Raw genomic sequence first — 22,201 nt, forward strand, 5'->3', positions numbered from 1 at the left:
GGCAGGGCGCCGGAGATCTTGACGGGCCTGGCTACCGGCAGAGAATAGGACCTTCAGTGCAGAACTTCCCAGGAGTAGGCGTCAGCCCCGGCCGCATCGTCGGCACCATCCGCCAGATGCCCAAACCGATCAGCGAACCGCCCGCGGGGGAACAGCTGGCCGAAGGAACCACGGCGGAGGAAGCCACTGCAGCGCTGAAAGCAGCCTCGCAGTCGGTCCACGACGAGCTTAAGGCCCGGGCAGCCCACGCCATCGGGGACGGCAAGGCCGTCCTGGAAGCCACGGCACTGATGGCCAAGGACACCATGTTGATCAAGGGTGCAGCCAAGCTGGTGGCCAGGGGCATCTCCAGCGAGCGGGCCATCTGGGAATCCGGCTCCTCGGTCTCGGAGATGCTCCACAACCTGGGCGGCTACATGGCGGAGCGCGCCACGGACGTCCTGGATGTCCGGGCCCGGATTGTGGCCGAGCTCCGCGGCGTCCCGGCACCCGGCATCCCCACGTCCGCCACGCCGTTTGTGCTGGTGGCCGAGGACCTGGCGCCCGCTGACACCGCAACCCTGGACCCCAACAAGGTCCTGGCCCTGGTGACTGCCGGCGGCGGTCCGCAGTCCCACACGGCCATCATTGCGCGTTCCCTTGGCCTGCCGGCCGTTGTGGCCGCCGTGGGCGTGGATGAACTCCAGGATGGCACCGAGGTCTACGTGGATGGCGCCGCCGGTACCATCACGGCCGCTCCCGATGATTCGCTGCGCGAGGCTGCCACGGCCTGGGCGGCCACGGCGTCCCTGCTGGCTGAATTCAGCGGCACGGGCATCACCGCGGACGGGCACCTGGTGCCCCTGCTGGCGAATGTTGGCGGCGGCAAGGACGCTGAGGCGGCGGCCAAGCTGGGCGCGCAGGGTGTTGGCCTGTTCCGCACCGAGTTCTGCTTCCTGGAACGGGACTCCGAGCCGTCCGTTGAGGAGCAGGCCGCGGCCTACAAGAGCGTTTTCGACGCTTTCCCGGGCAAAAAGGTGGTCCTGCGGACGCTGGATGCCGGCGCCGACAAGCCGCTGCCGTTCCTGACCGACTCCACCGAGCCCAACCCGGCCCTGGGCGTCCGCGGGTACCGCACCGACTTCACCACACCCGGGGTCCTGGACCGGCAGCTCGAAGCCATTGCCCTGGCCGAAAAGCAGTCCGAGGCGGACGTGTGGGTTATGGCCCCGATGATTTCGACGGCGGAGGAAGCGGCCCGGTTCGCTTCCATGTGCTCCGACGCAGGCATCAAAACGCCCGGCGTTATGGTGGAGGTCCCCTCCGCCGCCCTGACCGCCGAGGCGATCCTGCGCGAGGTGGGCTTCGCCAGCCTGGGCACCAACGACCTCACCCAGTACGCCATGGCCGCGGACCGGCAGCTCGGGCCGCTGGCCAACCTCAACACCCCCTGGCAGCCCGCCGTCCTGCGGCTGGTGGGACTCACGGTTGAAGGCTCCCGGGCCGAGGGAAACGCCAAGCCTGTTGGCGTCTGCGGCGAGGCCGCTGCCGACCCGGCCCTCGCCGTCGTCCTCACCGGACTCGGCGTGACCACCCTGTCCATGACGGCCCGTTCGCTGGCCGCTGTTGCGGCAGTGCTCAAGACCGTGACCCTGGCCGAAGCGCAGGAACTTGCCAAACTGGCCCTGTCGGCGCCGAGCGCCACCGAGGCGCGGAACTGGGTCCGGGAGAAGCTGCCGGTCCTGGCTGAGCTGGGCCTCTAAGCCACCGGGTGCTGCGGGTCAGGCGGTAACGCCGAAGCCGTCCGGGGCCCGCACCCAGCTCCTGATGGCTGCCGCGGCCACGCCGGCCGCCGTGTGCTGGAAGACGTGCCCCTGTCCGGCGACTTCGGCCACGGCGCCGTTCCGTGCCGCCGCAGCCAGCCGCCGGCACCACGGCAGCCGGGCCACCGGATCCCTGGCGCCGCGGAGCACCAGGACCGGCTGGGCCACGCCGGCCAGCCGGTCCTCCATCGCATAGGCCATCATGACCGGCAGCTCGGTGAGGTACCAGCGTGGCCCGGCCCGGAAGTAATCGGTGAACACGATGCTGTTGGCGCCGGGGGATTCACTGAACATGGCGTCCCTGGTCAGCGCGGCGGCCTGCCGGGGCACACTCCGCCGGGCCGCGTCCACCACCGGCCCCATCAGCACCACCGCCGTAACGCGGTCGGGTGCCTGCAGCGCCGCCTCAACGGCGAACTGGCTGCCCATGGAATGGCCCACCACCACAAAGGTGCCGGGCCTTTCGGCGGCCATGGCTCCGAGCACAAAAGCGGCGTAGTCCGCCGCCTGCAGCTGCCGCGGCGGTCGCGGAGTCCCGCCGAAGCCCGGCAGGTCGAACGAGTAGACGTCCGCGTCCCGGGCCAGTTCGCGGTGCAGCCGGGACAGGTACCGGTGCGAAACCCCAATACCGTGCAGCAACACGTAGGCAGGCCGTTGCCCACCGCCGGCCTGCGGGCCGGCCGTTGCGTACAGGGTGCCGTGCAGTCCGCCGGATTCCACGGCCCGGCCGCCACTTAACGTCATCGGCCGAGCATACCGCCGGGCCCGGAAGGACGCCGGTAGGCTGATCCCATGGCACTGATAGCTCCCAGGATGACCGGCGCCCTGCCCCGTGACGATGCCGAGCGCCTGGCCCGTGCGCTGGAGGGAAGCGAGGACATCACCGTCTTTGTGGACGGCACCGTCCATCGGCTTCCGCCATTGGCGGCCGACGCGGTAGTGGACCTGCTCCGGCGTTTTGGCAGGAGCGAGGCGGTGACTGTCAGCAGCGTCGAGGAGATGCTCACCACCTCCAAGGCGGCCGAACTTGCCGGCATCTCGCACACGTACCTGCGGAACATGACGGACCGCGGCGAGATTCCGGTGGAGTACCGCGGCACCCACCGCAGGATCCCGCTGGCGGCGATCCTGGCCTGGGTGGACCAGCAGAAGCGGGATGCCGCCGCGGGCCCGGCCGCCTAGATACGGGGCCGGCCCGCCCAGCGCCGCATCTTCAGCGCCGCCGAGAGTTCCAGCCGGGGCATCCCCTTGAGCGGATCAACACCCAGCAGCCGGCGGATCCGGCCCAGCCGGTTGTAGATGCTGCTGCGGTGCAGGTGCAGCCTGGCCGCCACGTCCTGCACGGAGCCGTCGTTGTCATAAAGCAGCTCCAGCACCGGTATCAATTCGCCGTTACGGTCGTGGTCCTCAAGCATCCGGAAGTACACGGAACCGGAGTCCGCCCAGGCGCCCACACCACCGCCGGCGGAGGCCAGGAGCTGGTACACCCCGGTGGAGCGGCAGTCCACCAGTTCCCCCAGCTGCGGATCAACCGCAGCGGCCTGCGCCGCCAGCCGCGACTGGCGGTAGGCCTCGGCCAGCCCCCGGGTCCTGCCGAAGCCCTCGCTGATGCCTAAGATGATGCGGTGGACCGGCCGGCCCGAACGCTTGGCCAGCTCCAGCTGGTAGTGCACCAGCACCTGCGCATGGTTGGCCCGGCCCGTTGACTCGCGGAACAGCAGCACAGAATGCGTCTCGGTGCCGGCGCTGAACAGCGCGGCGTCCACCCCCACTGTTGCCTGCAGTGCTGTGGAGCGGTGGATCAGGGTGGAGGCCAAAGAATCCGGACCGCCGGCCCAGCCCTCAGCGTCCAGGACGGTCACCACCTGCCAGGGTCCGCGGCCCTGGACTTCCTTCCAGCCCGCCACGGCAGCGACGGCGTTGGGCTCCCCCGCGCAGGCGGCCAGGAATTCGCGTTCCCGGCCGCGGCGGAATTCCGATTCGGCGGTGTTGGATTCGAGCAGCAGCCCGGACAGCGACTCCAGCTCATGGTTGACGGCCGGCAACTGGGTGAGGATCGCCGTCGGGCTTTCCTCCACTGAGTCCTGCTGGACCCAGAGGTACCCCACCCGGAAGCCGCGGACCATCAGCGGGACGCAGATGCGGCCCAGCATGCCCAGCGCGCGGTTGGCAGGGACCACCACCGGACGCACCGCGGTGGCGATGCCGTGGGAGAGCTGCCAGGCGCTGACGTCCGCCGGCACTTTTTTGCTGAGCAGGAAGTTGACCCGGACACGGTCGGCGTGGGACTGGTTGGAGCTGTAGGCGAGCAGCAAACCGTCGAGGTCCTCCAGGGAGAGGCCGCGGCCCAGTTTCTGCGCCACCTGTTCCACGAGCTGTTCCACACCCTGCTGCTGCATGGGCCCACAGTACTGCCTGCCGGGCCGCCGCAACGAACGGACATGAGGCGACACTTGCCGCCCCGGACCTCGACATGTGTCGAGCACAGGCCATCGAAAGTCCCGGAATGGCGGGGAACCATGGCATCGGGCACTGGTGGTCAATGTCGGCTGGCTCACAACCGGATTTATCGTGGAAGTACATCAAATATCAGTACTTTCCGGCGAATCCCGCCGAGAACCTGGAGCTTCCCGTGATCATCGGCGTCCCCAAAGAAATCAAGAACAACGAGTTCCGCGTAGCCATTACGGCCGCCGGTGTCAACGAATTCCAAAGCCACGGCCACACGGTCCTGGTGGAGCGCGGCGCGGGCCTCGGTTCCGGGATCACCGACGAGGAATACGCCATTGCGGGCGCCGAGATCGTCACCGACGCGGATGATGTGTGGGGCCGTGCGGACATGGTCATGAAGGTCAAGGAACCCATCGCGGCGGAGTACCACCGGTTCCGTAAGGGCCTGGTGCTTTTCACCTATCTGCACCTCGCCGCGGAGCCGGAACTGACCCGCGAACTGATCAATGCCGGCGTCACCGCCATCGCGTACGAAACCGTCCAGGACGGCCGGGCCCTGCCGCTGCTGGCCCCGATGTCCGAGGTCGCAGGCCGGCTCTCCGTCCAGGTGGGCGCCGCGTCCCTGATGGCACCCGCCGGCGGCAAGGGCGTCCTCCTGGGCGGCGTCCCGGGCGTCCGCCCCGCCAAGGTTGTGGTCCTCGGCGCCGGCGTCGCGGGCACCAACGCCGCCGCCATGGCCCTGGGCCTGGGTGCAGACGTCACCATCATGGACATCAACATCAACCGCCTGCGCGAACTGGACGCCCAGTACCAGGGCCGGCTCAAGACCGTGGCGTCGAACAAGTACGAAATCGAGAAGTCCGTCATCGACGCGGACCTGGTGATCGGCTCCGTGCTGATCCCCGGTGCCAAGGCACCCAAGCTTGTCACCAACGACCTCGTGGCCCGCATGAAGCCGGGCTCCGTCCTGGTGGACATCGCGGTGGACCAGGGCGGCTGCTTCGAAGATACCCGCCCCACCACGCACCAGGAACCCACGTACCGGGTCCACAACACCATCTTCTACTGCGTGGCCAACATGCCCGGCGCGGTCCCCAACACGTCCACCTACGCCCTGACCAACGTCACGCTCCGGTACGCCGTGTCGCTGGCCAACCTGGGCGTCAAGGCCGCGTTTGACCGTGACCCCGCCCTCGCTGCAGGCCTGAACATCGCTGCAGGCCACGTGGCACACCACTCCGTGTCCGAGGCCCACGGCCTGCCGCTTACGGCTGATTGGCACGAACTGGTTTCCGCCTAGCCTGCCGAACCGGCCAGCTCCCTGGCCGCTTCAATAATTTTCAAGGTTTCGACGGCGTCTTCCGGGTCCACCGGCAAAGGCGCCGTCGAAGCTGTGCCACCGCCAGCCAGCCGGTCCGCGAGGAGCCGGTAGAACTCGGGGTACGCACCCCGTTCGGTGGGCAGCGCGGCCAGGTGTCCGTCCCGGCCCAGCAGCCCGGCCCATTCCGGGGCTTCCACGCCGTATCCGGCGTCCAGTGGGCTGCCGCCTGCGGCGATATATGGTTCCTGCGGGTCCACGCCGTGTTTGGTGAAGCCACCCACGGAGCCCAGGATCCGGAACCGCGGGCCCTGCTGGGCGCAGAGCATGTTCATGCTGAGGTGGCTGGTCACTCCCGAGTGGTGCCGGAGTACCAGGAAAGCGTCGTCGTCGACGCGCTCGTCCGAACGGCGCGCCAGCAGCTCGGCGTGGACCACCCGGGCCGGGCCGAAGAGTACCAGCGCCTGGTCGATCAGGTGGCTGCCAAGGTCAAAGAGCGTGCCGCCGCCATCGACCGCCGTGGCAGTGGCCTTCCAGGCCTTCGAAATGACGGGCTGCCACCGTTCGAAACGGGATTCGAAGCGGGTCACTGGACCCAGCGCCTCGGCTGCCAGGAGCTTCCGGACGGTCAGGAAGTCACCGTCCCAGCGCCGGTTCTGGAAGACCGTAAGGACCCGGCCCAGGCTGCGTGCCAGGTCCACCAGCTCCCGGCCTTCCGCGCTGGTGACCACGAAGGGCTTATCCACCACCACGTCCAGCCCGGCCTCCAGCGCGGCCTTCGCGAGCGGGAAATGGGTGGCCGGCGGGGTGGCCAGGACCACCAGGTCCAGGTGGGCCGCACGCTCAAGGACCGCGCCGCCGTCGGCCACCACCTCCGCACCCTGGAGCTGCCGGGCCGCGGCCTGCCGTCCCGGGTCCGACGTGGCCACAAGATCCAGGGCGTACCGGGGGTCTGCGGCGATCAGCGGGGCGTGGAAAACGCTCCCGGAGAGGCCGTAGCCCATAATGGCCGTGCGGATGGGGCGGTCTTCGGGGATGCCGGTCATGGCCTCCACGCTACTCCCCCACGTTCCGGGCTTAAACGCAGACGCTCCCCCACTTCCAGCCCGTAAAGGCTGCGAGGTGGGGGAGCGTCGCGGAAAAACCCGGATCAGGTGGGGATTACTTCTTTTCCCAGCCCAGGGTGGTCCAGTCCGGAACCTGCGAGAGGCTCTGGAACAGGGACGGGCCGTAGTTGGCCAGGCCCGTGCGGACGAAGGAGATCTGCGGGCCGTTCATAACCACGCCCATGGAGAAGTACTTCGCCATGTGCTCCTTCTCAACTTCCATTGCCGCCTTGTTGCGCTCTGCGTTGTCCTCGATGGATGCGAGATCGGCGATCTTCTTGTCCAGCTCGGCGTCGCCCAGTTCGTTTTCGTTGGTCTTGGAGTCGTAGTACTGCTTGACGGCGTCCGTTGCGTCAGGACCCACGGTGTAGCCGGAGACGCTCATGTCGAACTCGCGGCCGCCAATGACCTTGCCGAAGTCCGCCGAAGCGCGCTGGTCGATGCCAACATCCATGCCACCGGCCTGGAGCTGCTTCTGCAGGGTCTGGGTGAAGGCAAGGGTGGTGGGGTCGTCGCCAAAGTTGCTGATCTTAAAGGCGGCGGGCTTGCCGTCCTTCTCCATGATGCCGTTGGCGTTCGGTGCGTAGCCGGCGTCGGTCAGCACCTTCTTGGCTGCGTCGGCGCCGGTTTCCTTGACGGGGTAGTTGTCCTGGTAGTACTCGGAGAACGGCAGCACCATCATGGAACCGGAGCTGGGCTCCTCCCAGTTCAGGCCGTTGAAGCGGACCTTGCGCAGTGCTTCGCGGTCGACGGCGGCGAAGACGGCCTTGCGGACGGCAACGTCGGTGATCCGCTGGGCGTTCATGTTCATGCCGCCGGCGAAGAGGCGCTGGCCGCGGCGGATGTCCGCGTCCTTGGTGCCCTCAAGCTGCTTGTACGGCGTGATGGTGTTGGCGGAGACGGCGTCGATTTCGCCGTTCTTGAAAGCGGCAATGGCTGCGCTGCTTTCCAGCTGGCGGAAGGTGACGTTGGCCAGGACCGGCTTGGCGCCCCACCATTTCTCGTTGGGGAGCAGGGTCACGGTCTTGGCCGCGGTGTCGTACTGGTCCAGCTTGAACGGGCCGGCCATCCACTCGGCGTGCATGTCGCCGTTGAAGCCTTCGTTGAAGATTTCCGGGGTGTTCACGGCCGGGTGGATCAGGCCGAAGAAGAGCGAATCCACGGGGTAGACAGGCTGGGTCGTCTTGACGATGACTTCCTTGTCGCTGCTGCCGGCCTCGACGGACTCGACGAACTCGTACGCGCCGGAGCTGACGATGTCGTAGCCGGCGTCGGGGCTCTTGAGGATGTTCCAGGTGTTCTGGAAGGCCTTGACGTCGATGGGGGTGCCGTCGTTGTAGGTGGCCTTGTCGTTGACCTTGATGGTGATGGTCTGCTTGCCGTCCTTCACCTCGCTGTCCACGGTCTCGCAGAAGTCGGTGTTGGGCGTGACCTTGCCCAGGAAGTCGACCTTCCAGCAGCCGCCGATGCCGCCGCTGTTCATGGCCACCGGGTTCATCGGGATCTGCAGGGCGGAGTTGTCCGCGCTGTTGCCGTTGTTGGAGAAACCGTTGAAGTCCGGGCCGATGTTGCCCAGCGGAAGGGTGACCTTGCCGCCCTGCTCCAGGTCTGCTGCCGGCTTCTCGTTGACGCTGATGAGCTTTGAGAGGTCGCTGCCCGACTCCTGCCCCTTGGCGGTTTCGGGGCCGGTGGACCCGCCGCCGTTGCCGCATGCCGTCAGCGTTAGAGCCGCAGCGATGGCTGCTGCTCCGCCGATCTTCGTCAGATTCCTCATGGTGTTCCCTTCGTTGGTGCGGGTGGTGATGCTGGTGATGGGTCGGAAAAATCTAGGGTGCATTGTGTTCCGCCGAATCGTGGACCACAAGCATTTCCTCGTCCAGTTCCCCGTCGGGGAAGAAGCAGGCGAAGCGCTGGTCGAGGGGTTCCGCGGAGCCGGCTTCCAGGACCTGGACGGCCGACGACGGCCCGGCGGCTTCCAGGGGCGGCTCCAGCGTGAGGCACTTTTCCTGCTTCGCCGCCGGCAACGCGGCAAAAACCGGGCAGCGGGTGGCGAAGTTGCAGCCCTTGGGGGCATCCAGGGGAGAGGGAAGGTCGCCCTTGAGGATGATGCGTTCCCTGGTGCGCTCCAGGTGCGGGTCCGGTACCGGGATGGCGGACAGGAGGGCCCTGGTGTAGGGGTGGCGGGGGTTATCGAACACGCGGTCCACCTCGCCCACTTCCACGATCTTGCCCAGGTACATCACGGCAACCCGGTTGGAGATGTGCCGGACCACCGAGAGGTCGTGGGCTACCAGCAGGTAGCTCAGCCCCAGTTCGGCCCGAAGCTTGTCCAGCAAGTTGATGACGCCGGCCTGGACGGAGACGTCCAGGGCGGAGACCGGTTCGTCCAGGACCACCAGTTTGGGGTTGACTGCCAGGGCCCGGGCGATGCCGATGCGCTGGCGCTGGCCCCCGGAGAACTGGTTGGGGAAGCGGTTCACGTGGTCCGGCTGCAGGCCCACGAGCTTCATCAGCTCCATGATCCGCTTCCGGATGGCGGGCTTGTCCATTCCCGCGTTCTGGAGGGGTTCGGCGAGGACCTCGTAGACGGTGAACCGGGGGTCAAGGGCGCCGGTGGGGTCCTGGAACACCATCTGCAGTTCCCGGCGCATGGCGCTCTTGGTCCGGGCATCAGTGGCTTTTTTGTTGCTGATGCCGCCGATCACCACCTCGCCGTCCTGGTCCTTGTGGAACTCCATGATTTCCAGGAGCGTGGTGGTTTTGCCGGAGCCGGACTCCCCCACGATGGAGAAGCATTCGCCCTCGCGGATGTCGAAGCTCAGGCCGTCAACCGCTTTGACGGTGCCGATCCGCTTCTTCAGCAGTGCGCCCTTGGTCAGCGGGAAGTGCTTGCGGACATCGTTGAGCTGGAGCACCGTAGCGCGTTCGTTGCGGGGAATCGCGTCGAAACGGGAAACGGGAACGGGCGGGGCGGAGAACACTTCGTGCCCGTCCACGTCCTGGCCAAGGGAGTCCGACTTGATGCACGCGGCGCTGTGCGGGCCGCTGCCGGCCACGGGCAGCAGCGCCGGTTCGCCCTCGAGGCAGGCGTCGGTGGCCAGGGGGCAGCGGGGGGCGAAGGAGCAGCCGGTGGGCGCGTGGATGAGGTTCGGCGGGATGCCCTCGATGGGGATCAGGGAGGACTTCTCCGAGACGTCCACGCGGGGCACCGCCCCGAGCAGGCCCAGGGTGTAGGGCATCCGGGGGTTGTAGTAGATCTCGTCCACCATGCCGGTTTCCACGGGCTTGCCGGCGTACATCACCATGATGTCGTCCGCCATGCCGGCCACCACACCGAGGTCGTGGGTGATCATCACCACCGCCGCGCCGGTTTCCTCCTGGGCGGTGTGGAGCACCTCGAGGACCTGGGCCTGGATGGTGACGTCCAAGGCGGTGGTGGGTTCGTCGGCGATGAGCACCCGAGGGTTGTTGGCGATGGCGATCGCGATCATCACACGCTGCCGCATGCCACCGGAGAATTCGTGCGGGAATGCCCGCAGCCGGTCCTTGGGGCTGGGGATGCCCACCATGGCCAGCAGTTCGACGGCGCGCGCCTCCTTGGCCTGCTTGCTCATCGCGGGGTTGTGGATGGTCAGCGCCTCAACGATCTGGGCGCCCACCGTGTAGACGGGGGTCAGGGAGGAGAGCGGGTCCTGGAACACCATGGCGAGGTCGTTCCCGCGGTAGGCGCACATGGCCTTGTCACTGAGTCCCAGCAGTTCACTGCCGTGGAGCCGGACTGAGCCGGTTACCTCGGCGGTGGGCGGCAGGAGCCCCATGATGGCCAGGGACGTGACCGATTTGCCTGAACCCGACTCGCCCACGATGCCCAGGGTCTTGCCGGCCAGCAGGTCGAAGTCCACGCCGCGGACAGCGTGGACCACGCCGTTCTCGGAATTGAACCGGACGTTCAGGTCCCGCACGGACAGGACGGCGTCGGTGGGGGCGTGGAGGCCGGCGACGTGCAGCCGCTCCACGGTGGACGGGGTGGGCTCGAAGGCCCCGGTGGTGGTTTCGCTGCTCATGGGGTCTTCATCTCCGCGCGGTTCTTCCTGGCACTGGTCTTCCGGGCCTTGCCCACGGAGCTGGAACTGGGATCAAAGGCGTCCCGCAGCCCGTCGTTCATCATGGCCAGCGACCCGGTGAGGAGGAACATCACCGCCAGGGGCACCCAGAACATCCAGGGAAACGTCTGGACCTGTGAGGTGGCTGCGCCGATCAGCACGCCGAGGCTGACGTCCGGGACCTTGATGCCGATGCCGATGAAGGAGAAGGCCACCTCGGCGAGGATGGCGCCGGTGACGCCGCGGGTGATGTCGAGGACCAGCAGCGAGCCGATGTTCGGCACCAGGTGCCGCCACACGATCCGACGGGGCGGGACGCCCATGTACTGGGCGGCCTTGACGAAGTCGCGCTGCATCAGGGACATGGACAGGGACCGGATGAGCCGGGCCGTTCCCATCCAGCTGAAGATCAGCAGGACGATGATCAGCAGCAGCCACGAGGGCAGGTTCTGCTTGAAGTTGGCGCCGCCCCCGCTGGTGGCCACGGCCACCACCAGCAGCGCGGGCATCATGATGAGCGCCTCGAGGACAAAGAGCATCACCTTGTCCACCTTGCCGCCGAAGTAGGCCATGGTGCAGCCGTAGACGGCGGCGATCAGCACCGAGACCAGGCCCACGATCAGGCCGATCAGGATGGAGATCCGCGTTCCTTCCACGGTCATGGCGTACAGGTCGATGCCTGCCTGTGAGGTGCCCAGGTAGTGCTCCGCGGACGGCGGCATGCCGATGTTGAAGGGGTCGATGGTCTCCTTGTCCCAGGTGGTGAAGAAGTTGCCCACAAAGGAGAACACCACCAGGGCCAGGAAGATGACCAGCCCGGCCACAGCCGTTTTGTTGCGCAGGAAGCGCCGGAAGATGATGGTGGATTTGCCAATAACGACGTCGGCGTTTTCCAGGTGTGCGTCCTGGGCAACTGCTGCCGGGTCTACGGCGTTGAGGTTGGTCATGGCTACTGCACCCGCACTCTCGGGTCTACAAGCGTGGTGGCGAAGTCCGCCAGGATGGCGCCCAGGGCGAAGATCACGGAGCCGTACGCCAGGGTGGCGGTGGCCGCGTTGACGTCCTGCAGCGAGATAGCGTCAATGCTCCAGGATCCGACGCCGGGCCAGGCGAAGATCTTTTCGGCGAAGAAGCCGCCGGCGAAGATGGCCGGGATGGTGAAGGCGATGCTTTGGGCCACGGGGATGAAGGACACGCGCAGGGCGTGCCGGCTGATGGCCTGGTTGCGGGTCAGTCCCTTGGCGCGCGCCGTTCGGACGAAGTCTGCGTTGACGTTGTCCAGGAGGTATTGGCGCTGGGCGATCTGGTAGGAGCCCCAGCCCACCAGGGTGATGGCCACCGTGGGCACGGCGTAGTGGCCCACCATGTCCACAAACTGCGCCCACCCGGGCTCCATGCCGGGGGTTGAGATGCCGGTGACGAAGAAGATGCGGTTGCCCACGGTTTCGTTGATGTTGATGGCGCCCAACTGCACCAGGAAGTAGGCGATGGGGGCCGGCACGATGTAGGCCAGGTAGCTGTATGACGTGATGACCCGGTCCTGGAACTTGTACTGGCGGGCGGCGGAGTACACACCCAGCGCGACGCCGATCACCAGGGTCAGCACGATCGAGGCGAGGAAAAGCCGGGTGGAGATCCACACGCGGTCCCCAAATTCAGCGTTGATGAAGGCGCCATTCGGGCTGCGGCCCCAGTCCCAGCGGGTCACGATGCCGGTGAGCCAGTCAACGTAGCGCTCCCACGGGTTGAGGTCCGGGTCCAGGCCCTTGAGGCGCATGGAGTTGGCGACCTGCTCCGGAGTGGGGCGGGGGATGCGTTCCTGTTCCAGCAGCGCCGGTTTGAGGGAGCTGACGGCCAGGAAATATCCGGCAGAGGTGGTCAGGAAGATCATGACCAGGTAAGTGAAGCCGCGTTTGGCAAGGTAGCGGAGCATGGGGCGCTACTTCTGTTTCGCCGCCGGCCGTTGGACGGAAGGACACTGCGCGGGTGGCAGCTGGAGTGCCGGGATACGGGGCAAAACAACAATCACGTGCTGGATCCTTCCGTCATCCCCGGATGAGCGGGGGTTTGCTCCGCCTCACCGGGTTCTGTGCCAGCGGGTGGCTGGCGTCCCGCAGCCTTTGGGGCCGGTCCTGGTGGACTATGTTGCGGGTCACATTCCAGAGGAAACTATCACAGCCCGCAGCCCGGATTGCGCCGGGACGGCCCGAAAGCTACTGGCCCGTATCAGATTGTTATGAACATTCCTGTAAAGCTCATGTGACTGGACCGAGGGTCCGGAACTGACGTAGCCTACGCCCCGCGCACGACGCGTGTGACAAGGTCCTGCCAGGAAGCCATCAGCCGTTCCGGCGCAACGCCGTGGACCCGGACCAGGTTCAGGAGCCGCTCAGGATCCAGGGTGGCAGCAAGGGAACCGGCCATCAGGCCAGGCTCGGGGGCATAGCCTTCCTGCCGCAGCAGCATCTCAATATGCCGGTTCCACAGGGCTGCGGCGGGCACTTCAAAACGGCCCCGCGACGCCATTTCCGCAGCGAGAACCAGGTCCCCGAAAGCCAGTACATACTGGATCCGCCCGATGCCGCAGGCGATCAGCCGCTCAAGGCCGGGCGCGCCCGGACCCAGGGGCGGCGGCCCGAACATAAACCGCGACTGAAAGTCGGTTTCGGAGTCGTTGAGCAGCGTCACCATCAGCCCGGCTCGGCTGCCGAACCGCCGGAACACGGTGCCCTTGCCCACGCCGGCGTACTCCGCCAGCCGGTCCATGGTCAGGCCGGCCACCCCGCCCTCCTCAATGAGTTCGCGGGCGGCCCTTAGGAGGCGCTCCCGGTTCCGGACGGCGTCACTGCGCTCGGCAGCGGTAACCGGGGCCACTCCCGGCCGCATTGGGATGGAACTCACAGGTCCAGTCTAGTCCCCGGGAATATTAAACGGACCGTGGTCCGTTTACTCTGGATGAAGGCGTTCCGACGCCCCAGTTGTGCTGCGCCGCAACCCCCGCGGCCCGAACCCTAGGAGTCCCCATGTCCAAGAACACCGTCCTGACGCTCGTCGGCAGCCTCCGCGCCGAGTCCACCAACCAGATGCTGGCCGAAGCAATCCAGCTCAACGCCCCGGAGCACGTCGCTGTTGTTATCCACGACAGCCTGGGCAACATTCCGTTCTACAATGAGGACATCGACGTAGAAGGTTCCGTTCCTGCCGCCGCCGCCGCGCTGCGTGCCGCTGCCGCTGAAGCCGGTGCCGTGCTGCTGGTGACCCCCGAGTACAACGGCACCATCCCGGCCCCGCTCAAGAACGCCATCGACTGGCTGTCCCGCCCGTTCGGCGCCGGCGCCCTGACCGGCAAACCCACCGCCGTCGTCGGAACCGCTTTTGGCCAGTTCGGCGGCGTTTGGGCCCAGGATGAGGCCCGCAAGGCTGCCGGCATCGCCGGCGCAAACGTCCTGGCGGACGCCAAGCTGGCTGTTCCCGGCTCGCTGGTCCGGTTCGCCGAACTGCACCCCAAGGACGACGCAGAGGTCGTGGAGCAGATCAAGGGCGTCTTCGATGCCCTTGACGCCGCAGTCGCAGCACCGGCCGCCTAGTACCTCGAGGCGCCTGCCCTGCTGTAACCAACTCTTGTCCCAACCGGTACCACCCGGAGATCCCCGGTCCTGCCGCCGGCCGTAACGTTAATCAACCGGAGCCGCCGCGCTGGACGGGCCGGAACGGAAAAGCGGTGCAGGATGCCAGGAACCGGGGGTGCCGGTCAGGGGCGGGGAACGCGGCAGGCGGCCGTCGCGGCCCTGGCGCTCTGCTGCTGGCTGGGCGCCTGCGCCCCGGCGCCGGAGGGTGTGCCCGCCCCCACCAACCCTGGCGTTCCGGCCGCCCCGCCGGCGCCCGGGCCGCAGGCTCCGCCCTGGCCGCAGGCCCCAACCACATCCACGGCGGCGGCTGTTCCGTCCGCAGCTTCGGCGACGCCCGGCGCCCGTCATGCCGCGCCTCCGGTCAGCCCGGCTCCTGCGCCCGGCACTGGCGGGGGCAGTCCCCCACCGGCGGACACCCCTGGTGCCGCCGCCACCCCCTCCTCGGCACCCTCTTCGGGCCCCGCTGCTGCACCCGTCCCCGGTGCCATACCAACCTCCGGCGCCAGTGCGCCTTCCGGACTGCGTACCGTCACCACGTACTACGTGCTGCTGGACGACGGCGGCCGGAACGGCGTCCGCTTCGGCTGCAATGACAGCCTGGTGGGCCTTTCCCGGCAGCTGCCGGCCGCCACTGCCGCGGCACCGCTGCGTGCTGCACTGGGCCCCCTCCTCGGACCAGCGGAATCCGATGACCTTGGGGCAGCGTTGCCTGCAGGCAGCTACAACGCCCTGGCAGGTGCCACCCTGACGCTCCTGTCCGGCCGCTTCGACGGAACCACCGTCACGGTGTACCTTGCGGGCGGACTCAACCCCGATGGCGTCTGCGACCTGCCCAGGCTGGAAATGCAGCTGACCCAGACAGCCGTGGCCGCCGTGGGTGCCGTCCGGGCCGAGATCTACATCAATGGCGTGCCCTTGGGGCAGGCACTCCGCCTGGACCAAGGGGACGGAACCGCCGGAACGCCGCCACCGGGTGAATCATGATTCAACAGCTGTTGCTTTTCAGGCAACACCCGGTTGTATCCTGAGGATGTGAGCCACGAAACACTTGATGCCGCCGCGGGTGCGCTGCCGGCCGAAGCCATTGATGCCATCGAACGGGCCGCAACATCAGCCCACCGCCACCAGGAGCTGTTCTCCGAGCGGGCCGCCCACATCCGGCAGTCAGCCGTCCGGGACGTTTTTGATATCTCGCTCCGCGAGGGCCTGGTCTCGCTGGCGGGGGGCAGCCCCTACCTGCAGTCACTGCCGCTGGACCGGCTGGCCGCCACATCGGCACGGATCATCGCCGAAGAGGGCCTCACCGCGCTGCAGTATGGTGCAGGCCAGGGCACTGCCGAACTCCGGGCCCAGATCTGCGAAGTCATGGCCGCCGAAGGCATCACCGACGCCCGCCCCGAAAACGTGGTGGTCACCGCCGGCTCCCAGTCGGCGCAGGACGTGGCCACCAAGGTGTTTTGTGACCCGGGGGACGTGGTCCTGGTTGAGGACCCCACCTACGTGGGCGCCCTGAACACCTTCGAGGCCTACCAGGTCCAGGTGGAAACCGTGCCAATGGATGAGCATGGCCTGGTGCCCGATCTCCTGGAGGCGCGCATCGCAGCCCTTCAGCTGGCAGGCAGGACCATCAAGTTCCTGTACACCATCCCCAACTTCAACAACCCGTCGGGCATCACCCTCGCGGCGGAACGCCGCCAGCAGATCGTCGATATATGCCGTAAAGCGAATATTCTGGTCCTGGAGGACAACCCCTACGGGCTGCTGCGGTTTGACGGCCGGCCACTGGCCCCGTTGCGGGCCGCTAACCCGGACGACGTCATCTACATGGGCTCCTTTTCGAAGATCTTCGCCCCCGGCCTCCGGATCGGCTGGGCCCTGGTGCCCGCCCACCTGCAGCGCCGGTACTACCTCGCGGCGGAGTCGGTGACCCTGTGCCCGCCGGCCTTGAACCAGATGCTCGTGTCCGCCTACCTGCGCGACTACGACTGGAAAGGCCAGATCGAGACCTACCGGGGGCTTTATGCCGAACGCTGCCGCGCCATGATCGAAGCCCTCGAGGAGCACTTGCCTGCAGGTGCCACCTGGACCTCGCCCGACGGGGGCTTCTTCGTGTGGGTCACCCTGCCGGCGGGCATAGACACCTACCCGCTGCTTTACAAAGCCATTGAGGCCGGTGTGGTGTTTATTCCGGGGGCCGCGTTCACGCCCTCGGATGAACCGTCCAACAAACTTCGCCTCGCATTCAGCGCCGTTCCCCCCGATGCCATTGCCGAAGGAGTACGCCGGCTGGCGCCGGTCCTTCAGGAAGCCATCGCGGCGCTGTAGCGTAGGCAGCACAAACCCTGACACACCAAGCGAAGGAGCAAGGCGCATGAGCGGAATCATCGTTGTAGGGGTCGACGGCAGCGACACGGCCAAGCGGGCCGCAGAGTCCGCACGGGACCTGGCAGCCGCCCTGGGAGCCTCGCTGCACGTGGTGTCGGCTTTCGACAGCGACCGGACAGAGGTTTTCGGCAGCGGCAGCGACCAGTGGATCGTTTCCGACGCGGACGCCGCCGAACACGTGGCGCGGACCGTTGCGGACTCCCTGGGCAGCAGTGTCGCCGTGACCTACTCCGCAGCCCGGGGCAGGCCGGCAGATGCCCTTATTAAGGAAGCTGTGCGGCGGGAAGCACGCATCATCGTGGTGGGAAACCGGCGGATGCAGGGGATCGGCCGGGTGCTGGGCAGTGTGGCCAACAGCGTGGCCCACAACGCCCCGTGCGATGTGTACATCGCGAACACCTACGACGCCGACTAGCAGCGTTCCGCGGACGCTCCCCGCTGTGGCCATTGTCGCGGCGGGGGGTGTCCGTTCTCACGCCCGGATCGCGGTTTCCGCCCGGGGCGAACGATAAAATTGAAGCAGCCCCAATGGTGCGGACCAGACCACCAGCACCCAAAGGGGCATCCTTGATCACTCTCCAGCGCCGCCAGCTCGTAGGCCACGACATCCTGCTGGCACGGCACGGCAACCACATCTGCTCGATGCGGGTGGACCGGAGCAACGGCACCGTCGTGGCGCTGCTCGACGACGGCAGCGTTGACAGTGCCCCGAACACCATCGCCCCCGGCCTGCGGCTTCCCGAAACGGTGGGCAGCACCCTGCGGGACGACTGGAAATTCCTGGCGGCCTGGGGCGCAGCAACGGCGGTCCTGGGAACGGTGATGACAATGGCGGCGGTGACTATCGGCGCCACGCTGGATCCTTCGACGCTGGAGATGCTGGCCGCTTACCCGGCGTACTGATCCCGGCCGGGGCTAGCTAGCCCACCAACCAGCCCTGCAGGAGCCACCAGATCCCGGCCATCACCACACCGCCGAACAAGGTGCCCGCCACTACCTGCGCCAGGGTATGTGCCCGCAGGACCACCCGGGACCACCCCACGGCCGGGACCAGCAGCACGAGCGGCAGCCATGCCGGTCCCAGCATCAGCACGGCTATGGCCGTGGACGAGGAAATTGCCGCCGCGTGGCCGCTGATTTTCCAGAAGGGGCTCACTGCCGCCAGGACCACCACGCCGCCCACCACGGCCAGGACCATGGCGGTGACACTGGGCGGAGCCCCGGTTGCGGCCAGTACTATCAGCCCCACCCCAATGGAGACCAGGGTCAGGACCAGCACGGGGGCACGTTGCTTGCGGTTGCTGATGTGGTGGTCGCTGACACGTCCCAGCCGGACCAGGATGAGCAGCAGGCCCAGCGGGAGCAGGCAGACAAACACGGCCGCCAGCGCCCCGTAGCCCAGTGTTCCAGGCAAGCCCGGGGTGGTCAGCGGGCTCAGCAGAAGCTGTGCACTGACCACCACCGGCGGCTGGAGGATTTCGGTGATCCAGCGGGCAGCCCTGTTTTTTGCCCTGATGGTTCCGGCGGCCGGCACCGCAGCTTCAGTCAAGGAGCAGCGCCGGCTCCTCCAGAATGGCGGCTACGTCCGCCATGAACCGGGCGGACAGGTCGCCGTCCACAACGCGGTGGTCGAAGGAACCACCCAGCGTGGTGATCCAACGGGGGATGACCTCGCCGTCCAGGACCCAGGGCTTCTGCTTGATGGTACCGAAGGCTACGATCGCCACTTCGCCCGGGTTGATGATGGGAGTCCCCGTGTCGATGCCGAGGGCGCCGATGTTGGTCACTGTCAGGGTGCCGCCCTGCATTTCTGCGGGTTGGGTCCTGCCGGCCCGGGCGGTGGTGGCAAGGTTGTTCAACGCCAGCGCCAGTTCCTTCAGGGAAAGGTCCTGGGCGTTTTTGATGTTGGGCACCATCAGCCCGCGCGGGGTGGCGGCGGCGATTCCCAGGTTCATGTAGTGCTTGATCTGGATTTCGGCGGTGTCTGCCGCGCCGTTGTCCACCCAGGTGGCGTTGACGCTGGGGTTCCTGGCGGCGGCCCAGATGACAGCCTTGGCAAGGATCAGGAGCGGAGAAACCCTGACGCCCTCGAAGTCCCTGGATGCCTTGAGCCGCTTGACGAACTCCATGGTCCGGCTGGCGTCCACATCCACGAAGATACTCACGTGCGGGGCCGAGAACGCCGACTCCACCATGGCCCGGGCCGTGGCCTTGCGGACACCCTTGACGGGGATGGTTTCCACACGCTGGTCCTGCGGCTTGCCGGCCTTGCCCCAGAAGCCGTCTGCCTTGTCCAGCTCGGCATCGCGCTGCGACTGGTAGCTCACCAGGTCCTCCCTGGTGACCTCACCACGCAGCCCGGTGGCCACAACGTCCGCGAGGTCAATACCGAGGTCGCGGGCGATCTTGCGGACCGGGGGCTTGGCGAGGACACGGTTGACCAGGCCGGTGATGGTGCCACCGAGGGTGGGCCTGGTGTCCTCGGCTCCGGCGGGGGCGGCAGGCACCGCCACCGGGCCGGCCGCGGGCACGCTGGCCGGCGCCGGCGCAGTGGCGGGCGCGGGCGTGGCAGCGGGGCGTGCGGCCTGCGCAGGCGCCGCCGCTGTCTTGCGGGGGCGGCGCTTCACGGCGTCGGCCTTGGGGCCCGAACCCACCAGCGGACCGCCGGCCGGCCGCGCTCCCGGTGTTCCGGCGTCGTCCGCTGCTGCCGCATCATCTCCGGCGTCCGCGGGCAAGGTGCCGTACATCAATTGGGCAGGAGCCTCGGGCGCACGGACATCGGCGGGGGTGGGGTCGCCTGCAACGTCATCGCTCACACTGATGATGGCGGTGCCAACATCGATGGTTACGCCTTCGGGCACCAGCAGTTCCCTGACGGTCCCGGCGAACGGGGACGGCAGCTCCACGATCGACTTGGCGGTTTCGATCTCGCAGATGACGTCGTTGACGGCCACGGTGTCGCCGGGCTTAACCTTCCAGGCGACGATTTCCGCCTCCGTGAGCCCCTCGCCGACGTCGGGCAGGTTGAACTTGTTTAAGGTCATGGTGTCCTCAGTAGGAGAGGGCGCGGTCCAGCGCCTCCAGGATGCGGTCGATGTCCGGCAGGTAGTCTTCCTCCACCTTGGCCACCGGGTAAGGCATGTGGAAGCCGCCCACCCTGATGACCGGGGCTTCCAGCGAGTGGAAGGCCCGTTCGCTGATGCGGGCCGCGATTTCGCCGCCGATCCCGCCGAAGGTGGGTGCCTCATGGGCCACAATGAGCCGGCCGGTCTTTTTGACCGATGCGGTGACGGTGTCGAAGTCGATCGGGGAGATGGAGCGGAGGTCGATCACTTCGACGCTGTGGCCGTCCTCTGCCGCCGCGTTGGCAGCTGCGAGTGCCACCGGGACCAGCGGGCCATACACCACCACCGTGGCGTCCGTACCCTCGCGGAGCACGTGGGCCTTGAACGGATCAGCGGAGGCGCCGGGAGACGTTGTGTCCACCTCACCCTTGAGCCAATAGCGGCGCTTCGGTTCGAAGACAATCACCGGGTCCTGGCAGTCCACTGCCTGCTGGATCATCCAGTAGGCGTCGTGCGGGTTGGAGGGGGTGATGATCCGCAGGCCGGCCGTGTGGGCAAACAACGCTTCCGGCGACTCTGAATGGTGCTCGATGGAGCCGATGCCACCGCCGTAGGGGATGCGGATCACCACGGGGACGGTCAGGTTGCCGTTGCTGCGCGAGTGCATCTTGGCCAGTTGCGTGGTGATCTGGTTGAAGCCGGGGAACACAAAGCCGTCAAACTGGATTTCGCAGACGGGCCGGTACCCGCTCAAGGCCAGCCCGATGGCGGTGCCGATGATGCCGGATTCCGCCAGGGGCGTGTCGACGACCCGGTCCGGGCCGAACTCGCCGATCAGGCCGTCAGTGACCCGGTAGACACCGCCCAGGGGCCCGATATCCTCGCCCATCAGCAGAGATTTGGGGTTCGCACCCAAAGTGGCGCGGAGGCCTTCGTTGATGGCCTTGGCGATGGTCATGGTGGTCATCAGTGGCCTGCCTTTGCTGCTGCCGGGCTGCCGGATTCGTTTGGGCCGGCGAACCCTGCACTGTACTCCTCGAACCAGGCCAGCTCCTCGGCCACCAGCGGGTGTGCCTCGACATAGGTGTTGGCGAAGGCGGTTCGGATGTCCGGCGTTTCCAGGTCGTGGGTGGTGCGCCGGACGTAGGCGGCGAGGTCGTCGCCGTCGGCCTTGACCTTGGCGAAGAAGTCGTCGTCCGCCATGCCCTCGGCGCGCAGGTGAATTTCCAGGCGGGCCAGGGGATCCTTGGCGCGCCAGGCGTCCTCCTCCGACGACGGCCGGTACTTTGTGGGGTCATCGGCTGTGGTGTGGGCGCCAACACGGTAGGTGAACGCTTCGATCAGGACGGGTCCGTGGCCCTGGCGGGCGTGTTCGAGCGCCCATTCCGTCACGGCGTGCACGGCGATGACATCGTTCCCGTCCACCCGGATGCCCGGGAATCCGTAGCCCTTGGCGCGGTTTGAGAGCGGCACCCGGGTCTGGACGTTGCTGGGCACGGAGATGGCCCAGTGGTTGTTCTGGCAGAAGAACACCACGGGGGCGTTGTACGAGGAGGCGAAGACCATCGATTCGTGCACATCGCCCTCGGAGCTGGCGCCGTCCCCGAAGTAGGCCATCACAGCCGCCTTGGGCAGCGCGGCCGCGTTCCCGGCGGCTGCCGCAAGCTTCTGGTCCCGCTGGATGCCCATGGCGTACCCCACGGCGTGCGGGGTCTGCGCCGCCAGGACCAGGGTGTAGAGGTGGAAGTTGGTGTCCTTGGGGTTCCAGCCGCCATTGGAGACGCCGCGGAACTGGCGCAGGAGCTCAGCCAGATCAACGTTGCGGGTCAGTGCCACACCGTGTTCACGGTAGGTGGGGAAGATGTAATCCTGGGGCTGGCTGGCCCGGCCCGAGCCGATCTGCGCAGCTTCCTGGCCGGTGAGCGGCACCCACAGGGCCAGCTGGCCCTGCCGCTGCAGGGCGGTGGCCTCGACATCAAAGCGCCGGATGGCCGCCATGTCGGCGTACAGGCCGCGGAGCACGTCCGGCGTCAGTTTTGCCGCGTACTTGCTGAACACCGGGTCCGACCCGAGCGTTCCGTCGGGGCCCAGCAGCTGGACCATGTGCGCGGGGGGTGCACCCAGCACGGCTTCCGCATCAGCTTCGCGCTGATCGTCAACAGCTGTTCCGTCGAACTCGGTGGAAGGCAGATGTGTGCCCATACCGTCTCCTTGCTTGCCGCATCCAGGTTGGATGCAATGTCGCTGGGATATATGCCTTCACAGGAATACATTCCCGGTACGGCATATACATTGGCTTACTGATCCTAACTTTATCTTCAGTAGGTAGCGCCGCGGCCACT

The 22,201-nt window shown here is 67.2% G+C and carries 20 protein-coding genes; 8 read left to right on the forward strand and 12 right to left on the reverse strand.

Annotation, left to right across the window (positions count from 1 at the left end; genetic code table 11):
• The first annotated feature begins 56 nt into the window (after positions 1–56).
• Positions 57–1,742 carry a phosphoenolpyruvate--protein phosphotransferase gene (gene ptsP, locus ACRB8A_RS18480; protein WP_432245285.1) on the forward strand — a complete coding sequence of 562 codons (1,686 nt, stop codon included), beginning with the start codon at positions 57–59 and terminating at the stop codon, positions 1,740–1,742.
• Positions 1,743–1,760: 18 nt separating this feature from the next.
• Here the strand turns inward: ptsP and ACRB8A_RS18485 are convergent, their stop codons facing one another.
• Positions 1,761–2,546, reverse strand: coding sequence for an alpha/beta fold hydrolase (locus ACRB8A_RS18485; protein ID WP_432245286.1), 786 nt, complete (start codon positions 2,544–2,546; stop codon positions 1,761–1,763).
• A gap of 48 nt (positions 2,547–2,594) precedes the next feature.
• On the opposite strand from ACRB8A_RS18485, the gene ACRB8A_RS18490 reads away from it, so the two are divergent.
• On the forward strand, positions 2,595–2,984 hold the full coding sequence (locus ACRB8A_RS18490; RefSeq protein ID WP_050683602.1) for a helix-turn-helix domain-containing protein: 390 nt from the start codon (positions 2,595–2,597) through the stop codon (positions 2,982–2,984).
• Here ACRB8A_RS18490 and ACRB8A_RS18495 read toward each other — a convergent pair.
• Complete coding sequence (locus ACRB8A_RS18495; RefSeq protein ID WP_432245287.1) at positions 2,981–4,201, reverse strand: PucR family transcriptional regulator; 1,221 nt, start codon at positions 4,199–4,201, stop codon at positions 2,981–2,983. The genes ACRB8A_RS18490 and ACRB8A_RS18495 overlap by 4 nt on opposite strands.
• Before the next feature lie 233 nt (positions 4,202–4,434).
• On the opposite strand from ACRB8A_RS18495, the gene ald reads away from it, so the two are divergent.
• The gene (ald, locus tag ACRB8A_RS18500; protein WP_432246069.1) at positions 4,435–5,553 is read left to right on the forward strand and encodes an alanine dehydrogenase; all 1,119 of its coding nucleotides are present in this window, start codon (positions 4,435–4,437) and stop codon (positions 5,551–5,553) included.
• Here ald and ACRB8A_RS18505 read toward each other — a convergent pair.
• From ACRB8A_RS18505 to ACRB8A_RS18530, 6 genes are all read right to left on the reverse strand, one after another.
• Positions 5,550–6,617, reverse strand: coding sequence for a Gfo/Idh/MocA family protein (locus tag ACRB8A_RS18505; RefSeq protein ID WP_432245288.1), 1,068 nt, complete (start codon positions 6,615–6,617; stop codon positions 5,550–5,552). The genes ald and ACRB8A_RS18505 overlap by 4 nt on opposite strands.
• Positions 6,618–6,732: 115 nt before the next feature.
• Positions 6,733–8,451 carry an ABC transporter family substrate-binding protein gene (locus ACRB8A_RS18510; protein ID WP_050683635.1) on the reverse strand — a complete coding sequence of 573 codons (1,719 nt, stop codon included), beginning with the start codon at positions 8,449–8,451 and terminating at the stop codon, positions 6,733–6,735.
• Positions 8,452–8,503: 52 nt separating this feature from the next.
• Positions 8,504–10,741 carry a dipeptide ABC transporter ATP-binding protein gene (locus ACRB8A_RS18515; protein ID WP_432245289.1) on the reverse strand — a complete coding sequence of 746 codons (2,238 nt, stop codon included), beginning with the start codon at positions 10,739–10,741 and terminating at the stop codon, positions 8,504–8,506.
• Positions 10,738–11,727, reverse strand: a complete 990-nt coding sequence (locus ACRB8A_RS18520) for an ABC transporter permease (RefSeq protein ID WP_056599194.1) — start codon at positions 11,725–11,727, stop codon at positions 10,738–10,740. The genes ACRB8A_RS18515 and ACRB8A_RS18520 overlap by 4 nt, the downstream gene beginning before the upstream one ends.
• 2 nt (positions 11,728–11,729) lie before the next feature.
• Positions 11,730–12,713 carry an ABC transporter permease gene (locus ACRB8A_RS18525; RefSeq protein ID WP_056599197.1) on the reverse strand — a complete coding sequence of 328 codons (984 nt, stop codon included), beginning with the start codon at positions 12,711–12,713 and terminating at the stop codon, positions 11,730–11,732.
• 359 nt (positions 12,714–13,072) lie between these two features.
• The gene (locus ACRB8A_RS18530; protein ID WP_432245290.1) at positions 13,073–13,681 is read right to left on the reverse strand and encodes a TetR/AcrR family transcriptional regulator; all 609 of its coding nucleotides are present in this window, start codon (positions 13,679–13,681) and stop codon (positions 13,073–13,075) included.
• Between the two features lie 122 nt (positions 13,682–13,803).
• Here ACRB8A_RS18530 and ACRB8A_RS18535 point away from each other — a divergent pair, with 122 nt between their 5' ends.
• From ACRB8A_RS18535 to ACRB8A_RS18555, 5 genes are all read left to right on the forward strand, one after another.
• Positions 13,804–14,367 (forward strand): NAD(P)H-dependent oxidoreductase, encoded by a 564-nt coding sequence (locus ACRB8A_RS18535; protein WP_050683610.1) that lies wholly within the window; start codon positions 13,804–13,806, stop codon positions 14,365–14,367.
• 141 nt (positions 14,368–14,508) lie between these two features.
• Positions 14,509–15,393: a GerMN domain-containing protein gene (locus ACRB8A_RS18540; RefSeq protein ID WP_432245291.1), complete on the forward strand. Its 885-nt coding sequence runs from the start codon at positions 14,509–14,511 to the stop codon at positions 15,391–15,393.
• Positions 15,394–15,441: 48 nt separating this feature from the next.
• Positions 15,442–16,734, forward strand: coding sequence for a PLP-dependent aminotransferase family protein (locus tag ACRB8A_RS18545; protein WP_432245292.1), 1,293 nt, complete (start codon positions 15,442–15,444; stop codon positions 16,732–16,734).
• Between the two features lie 46 nt (positions 16,735–16,780).
• The gene (locus ACRB8A_RS18550) at positions 16,781–17,209 is read left to right on the forward strand and encodes a universal stress protein (protein ID WP_050683612.1); all 429 of its coding nucleotides are present in this window, start codon (positions 16,781–16,783) and stop codon (positions 17,207–17,209) included.
• Positions 17,210–17,361: 152 nt separating this feature from the next.
• Positions 17,362–17,697 carry a hypothetical protein gene (locus tag ACRB8A_RS18555; protein ID WP_082484232.1) on the forward strand — a complete coding sequence of 112 codons (336 nt, stop codon included), beginning with the start codon at positions 17,362–17,364 and terminating at the stop codon, positions 17,695–17,697.
• Between the two features lie 16 nt (positions 17,698–17,713).
• Here ACRB8A_RS18555 and ACRB8A_RS18560 read toward each other — a convergent pair whose 3' ends face one another.
• Genes ACRB8A_RS18560 through ACRB8A_RS18575 form a run of 4 tightly spaced genes read right to left on the reverse strand, consistent with a single transcriptional unit; the run spans position 17,714 to position 22,061 of the window.
• Entirely contained in the window at positions 17,714–18,343 is a 630-nt protein-coding gene (locus ACRB8A_RS18560) for a phosphatase PAP2 family protein (protein ID WP_432245293.1), read from the reverse strand.
• A complete protein-coding gene (locus ACRB8A_RS18565) occupies positions 18,336–19,838 on the reverse strand; it encodes a dihydrolipoamide acetyltransferase family protein (protein WP_432245294.1) in 1,503 nt (500 codons plus the stop codon). Before ACRB8A_RS18565 ends, ACRB8A_RS18560 begins: the two co-directional genes overlap by 8 nt.
• Before the next feature lie 7 nt (positions 19,839–19,845).
• On the reverse strand, positions 19,846–20,826 hold the full coding sequence (locus ACRB8A_RS18570) for an alpha-ketoacid dehydrogenase subunit beta (protein ID WP_050683614.1): 981 nt from the start codon (positions 20,824–20,826) through the stop codon (positions 19,846–19,848).
• Entirely contained in the window at positions 20,826–22,061 is a 1,236-nt protein-coding gene (locus ACRB8A_RS18575) for a thiamine pyrophosphate-dependent dehydrogenase E1 component subunit alpha (RefSeq protein WP_432245295.1), read from the reverse strand. Before ACRB8A_RS18575 ends, ACRB8A_RS18570 begins: the two co-directional genes overlap by 1 nt.
• Between the last annotated feature and the right edge of the window lie 140 nt (positions 22,062–22,201).

This window comes from Arthrobacter sp. G.S.26, assembly GCF_050847375.1.
Classification (GTDB): Bacteria; Actinomycetota; Actinomycetes; order Actinomycetales; family Micrococcaceae; genus Arthrobacter.

Coding starts and splice junctions, on each gene's coding strand:
- ACRB8A_RS18550 (WP_050683612.1), top strand. CDS start 16,781: ATGAGCGGAATCATCGTTGTAGGGGTCGACGGCAGCGACACGGCCAAG.
- ACRB8A_RS18490 (WP_050683602.1), top strand. CDS start 2,595: ATGGCACTGATAGCTCCCAGGATGACCGGCGCCCTGCCCCGTGACGAT.
- ACRB8A_RS18540 (WP_432245291.1), top strand. CDS start 14,509: ATGCCAGGAACCGGGGGTGCCGGTCAGGGGCGGGGAACGCGGCAGGCG.
- ACRB8A_RS18495 (WP_432245287.1), bottom strand. CDS start 4,201: ATGCAGCAGCAGGGTGTGGAACAGCTCGTGGAACAGGTGGCGCAGAAA.
- ACRB8A_RS18485 (WP_432245286.1), bottom strand. CDS start 2,546: ATGACGTTAAGTGGCGGCCGGGCCGTGGAATCCGGCGGACTGCACGGC.
- ACRB8A_RS18505 (WP_432245288.1), bottom strand. CDS start 6,617: ATGACCGGCATCCCCGAAGACCGCCCCATCCGCACGGCCATTATGGGC.
- ACRB8A_RS18565 (WP_432245294.1), bottom strand. CDS start 19,838: ATGACCTTAAACAAGTTCAACCTGCCCGACGTCGGCGAGGGGCTCACG.
- ACRB8A_RS18525 (WP_056599197.1), bottom strand. CDS start 12,713: ATGCTCCGCTACCTTGCCAAACGCGGCTTCACTTACCTGGTCATGATC.
- ACRB8A_RS18510 (WP_050683635.1), bottom strand. CDS start 8,451: ATGAGGAATCTGACGAAGATCGGCGGAGCAGCAGCCATCGCTGCGGCT.
- ACRB8A_RS18535 (WP_050683610.1), top strand. CDS start 13,804: ATGTCCAAGAACACCGTCCTGACGCTCGTCGGCAGCCTCCGCGCCGAG.
- ACRB8A_RS18575 (WP_432245295.1), bottom strand. CDS start 22,061: ATGGGCACACATCTGCCTTCCACCGAGTTCGACGGAACAGCTGTTGAC.
- ACRB8A_RS18515 (WP_432245289.1), bottom strand. CDS start 10,741: ATGAGCAGCGAAACCACCACCGGGGCCTTCGAGCCCACCCCGTCCACC.
- ACRB8A_RS18520 (WP_056599194.1), bottom strand. CDS start 11,727: ATGACCAACCTCAACGCCGTAGACCCGGCAGCAGTTGCCCAGGACGCA.
- ACRB8A_RS18570 (WP_050683614.1), bottom strand. CDS start 20,826: ATGACCACCATGACCATCGCCAAGGCCATCAACGAAGGCCTCCGCGCC.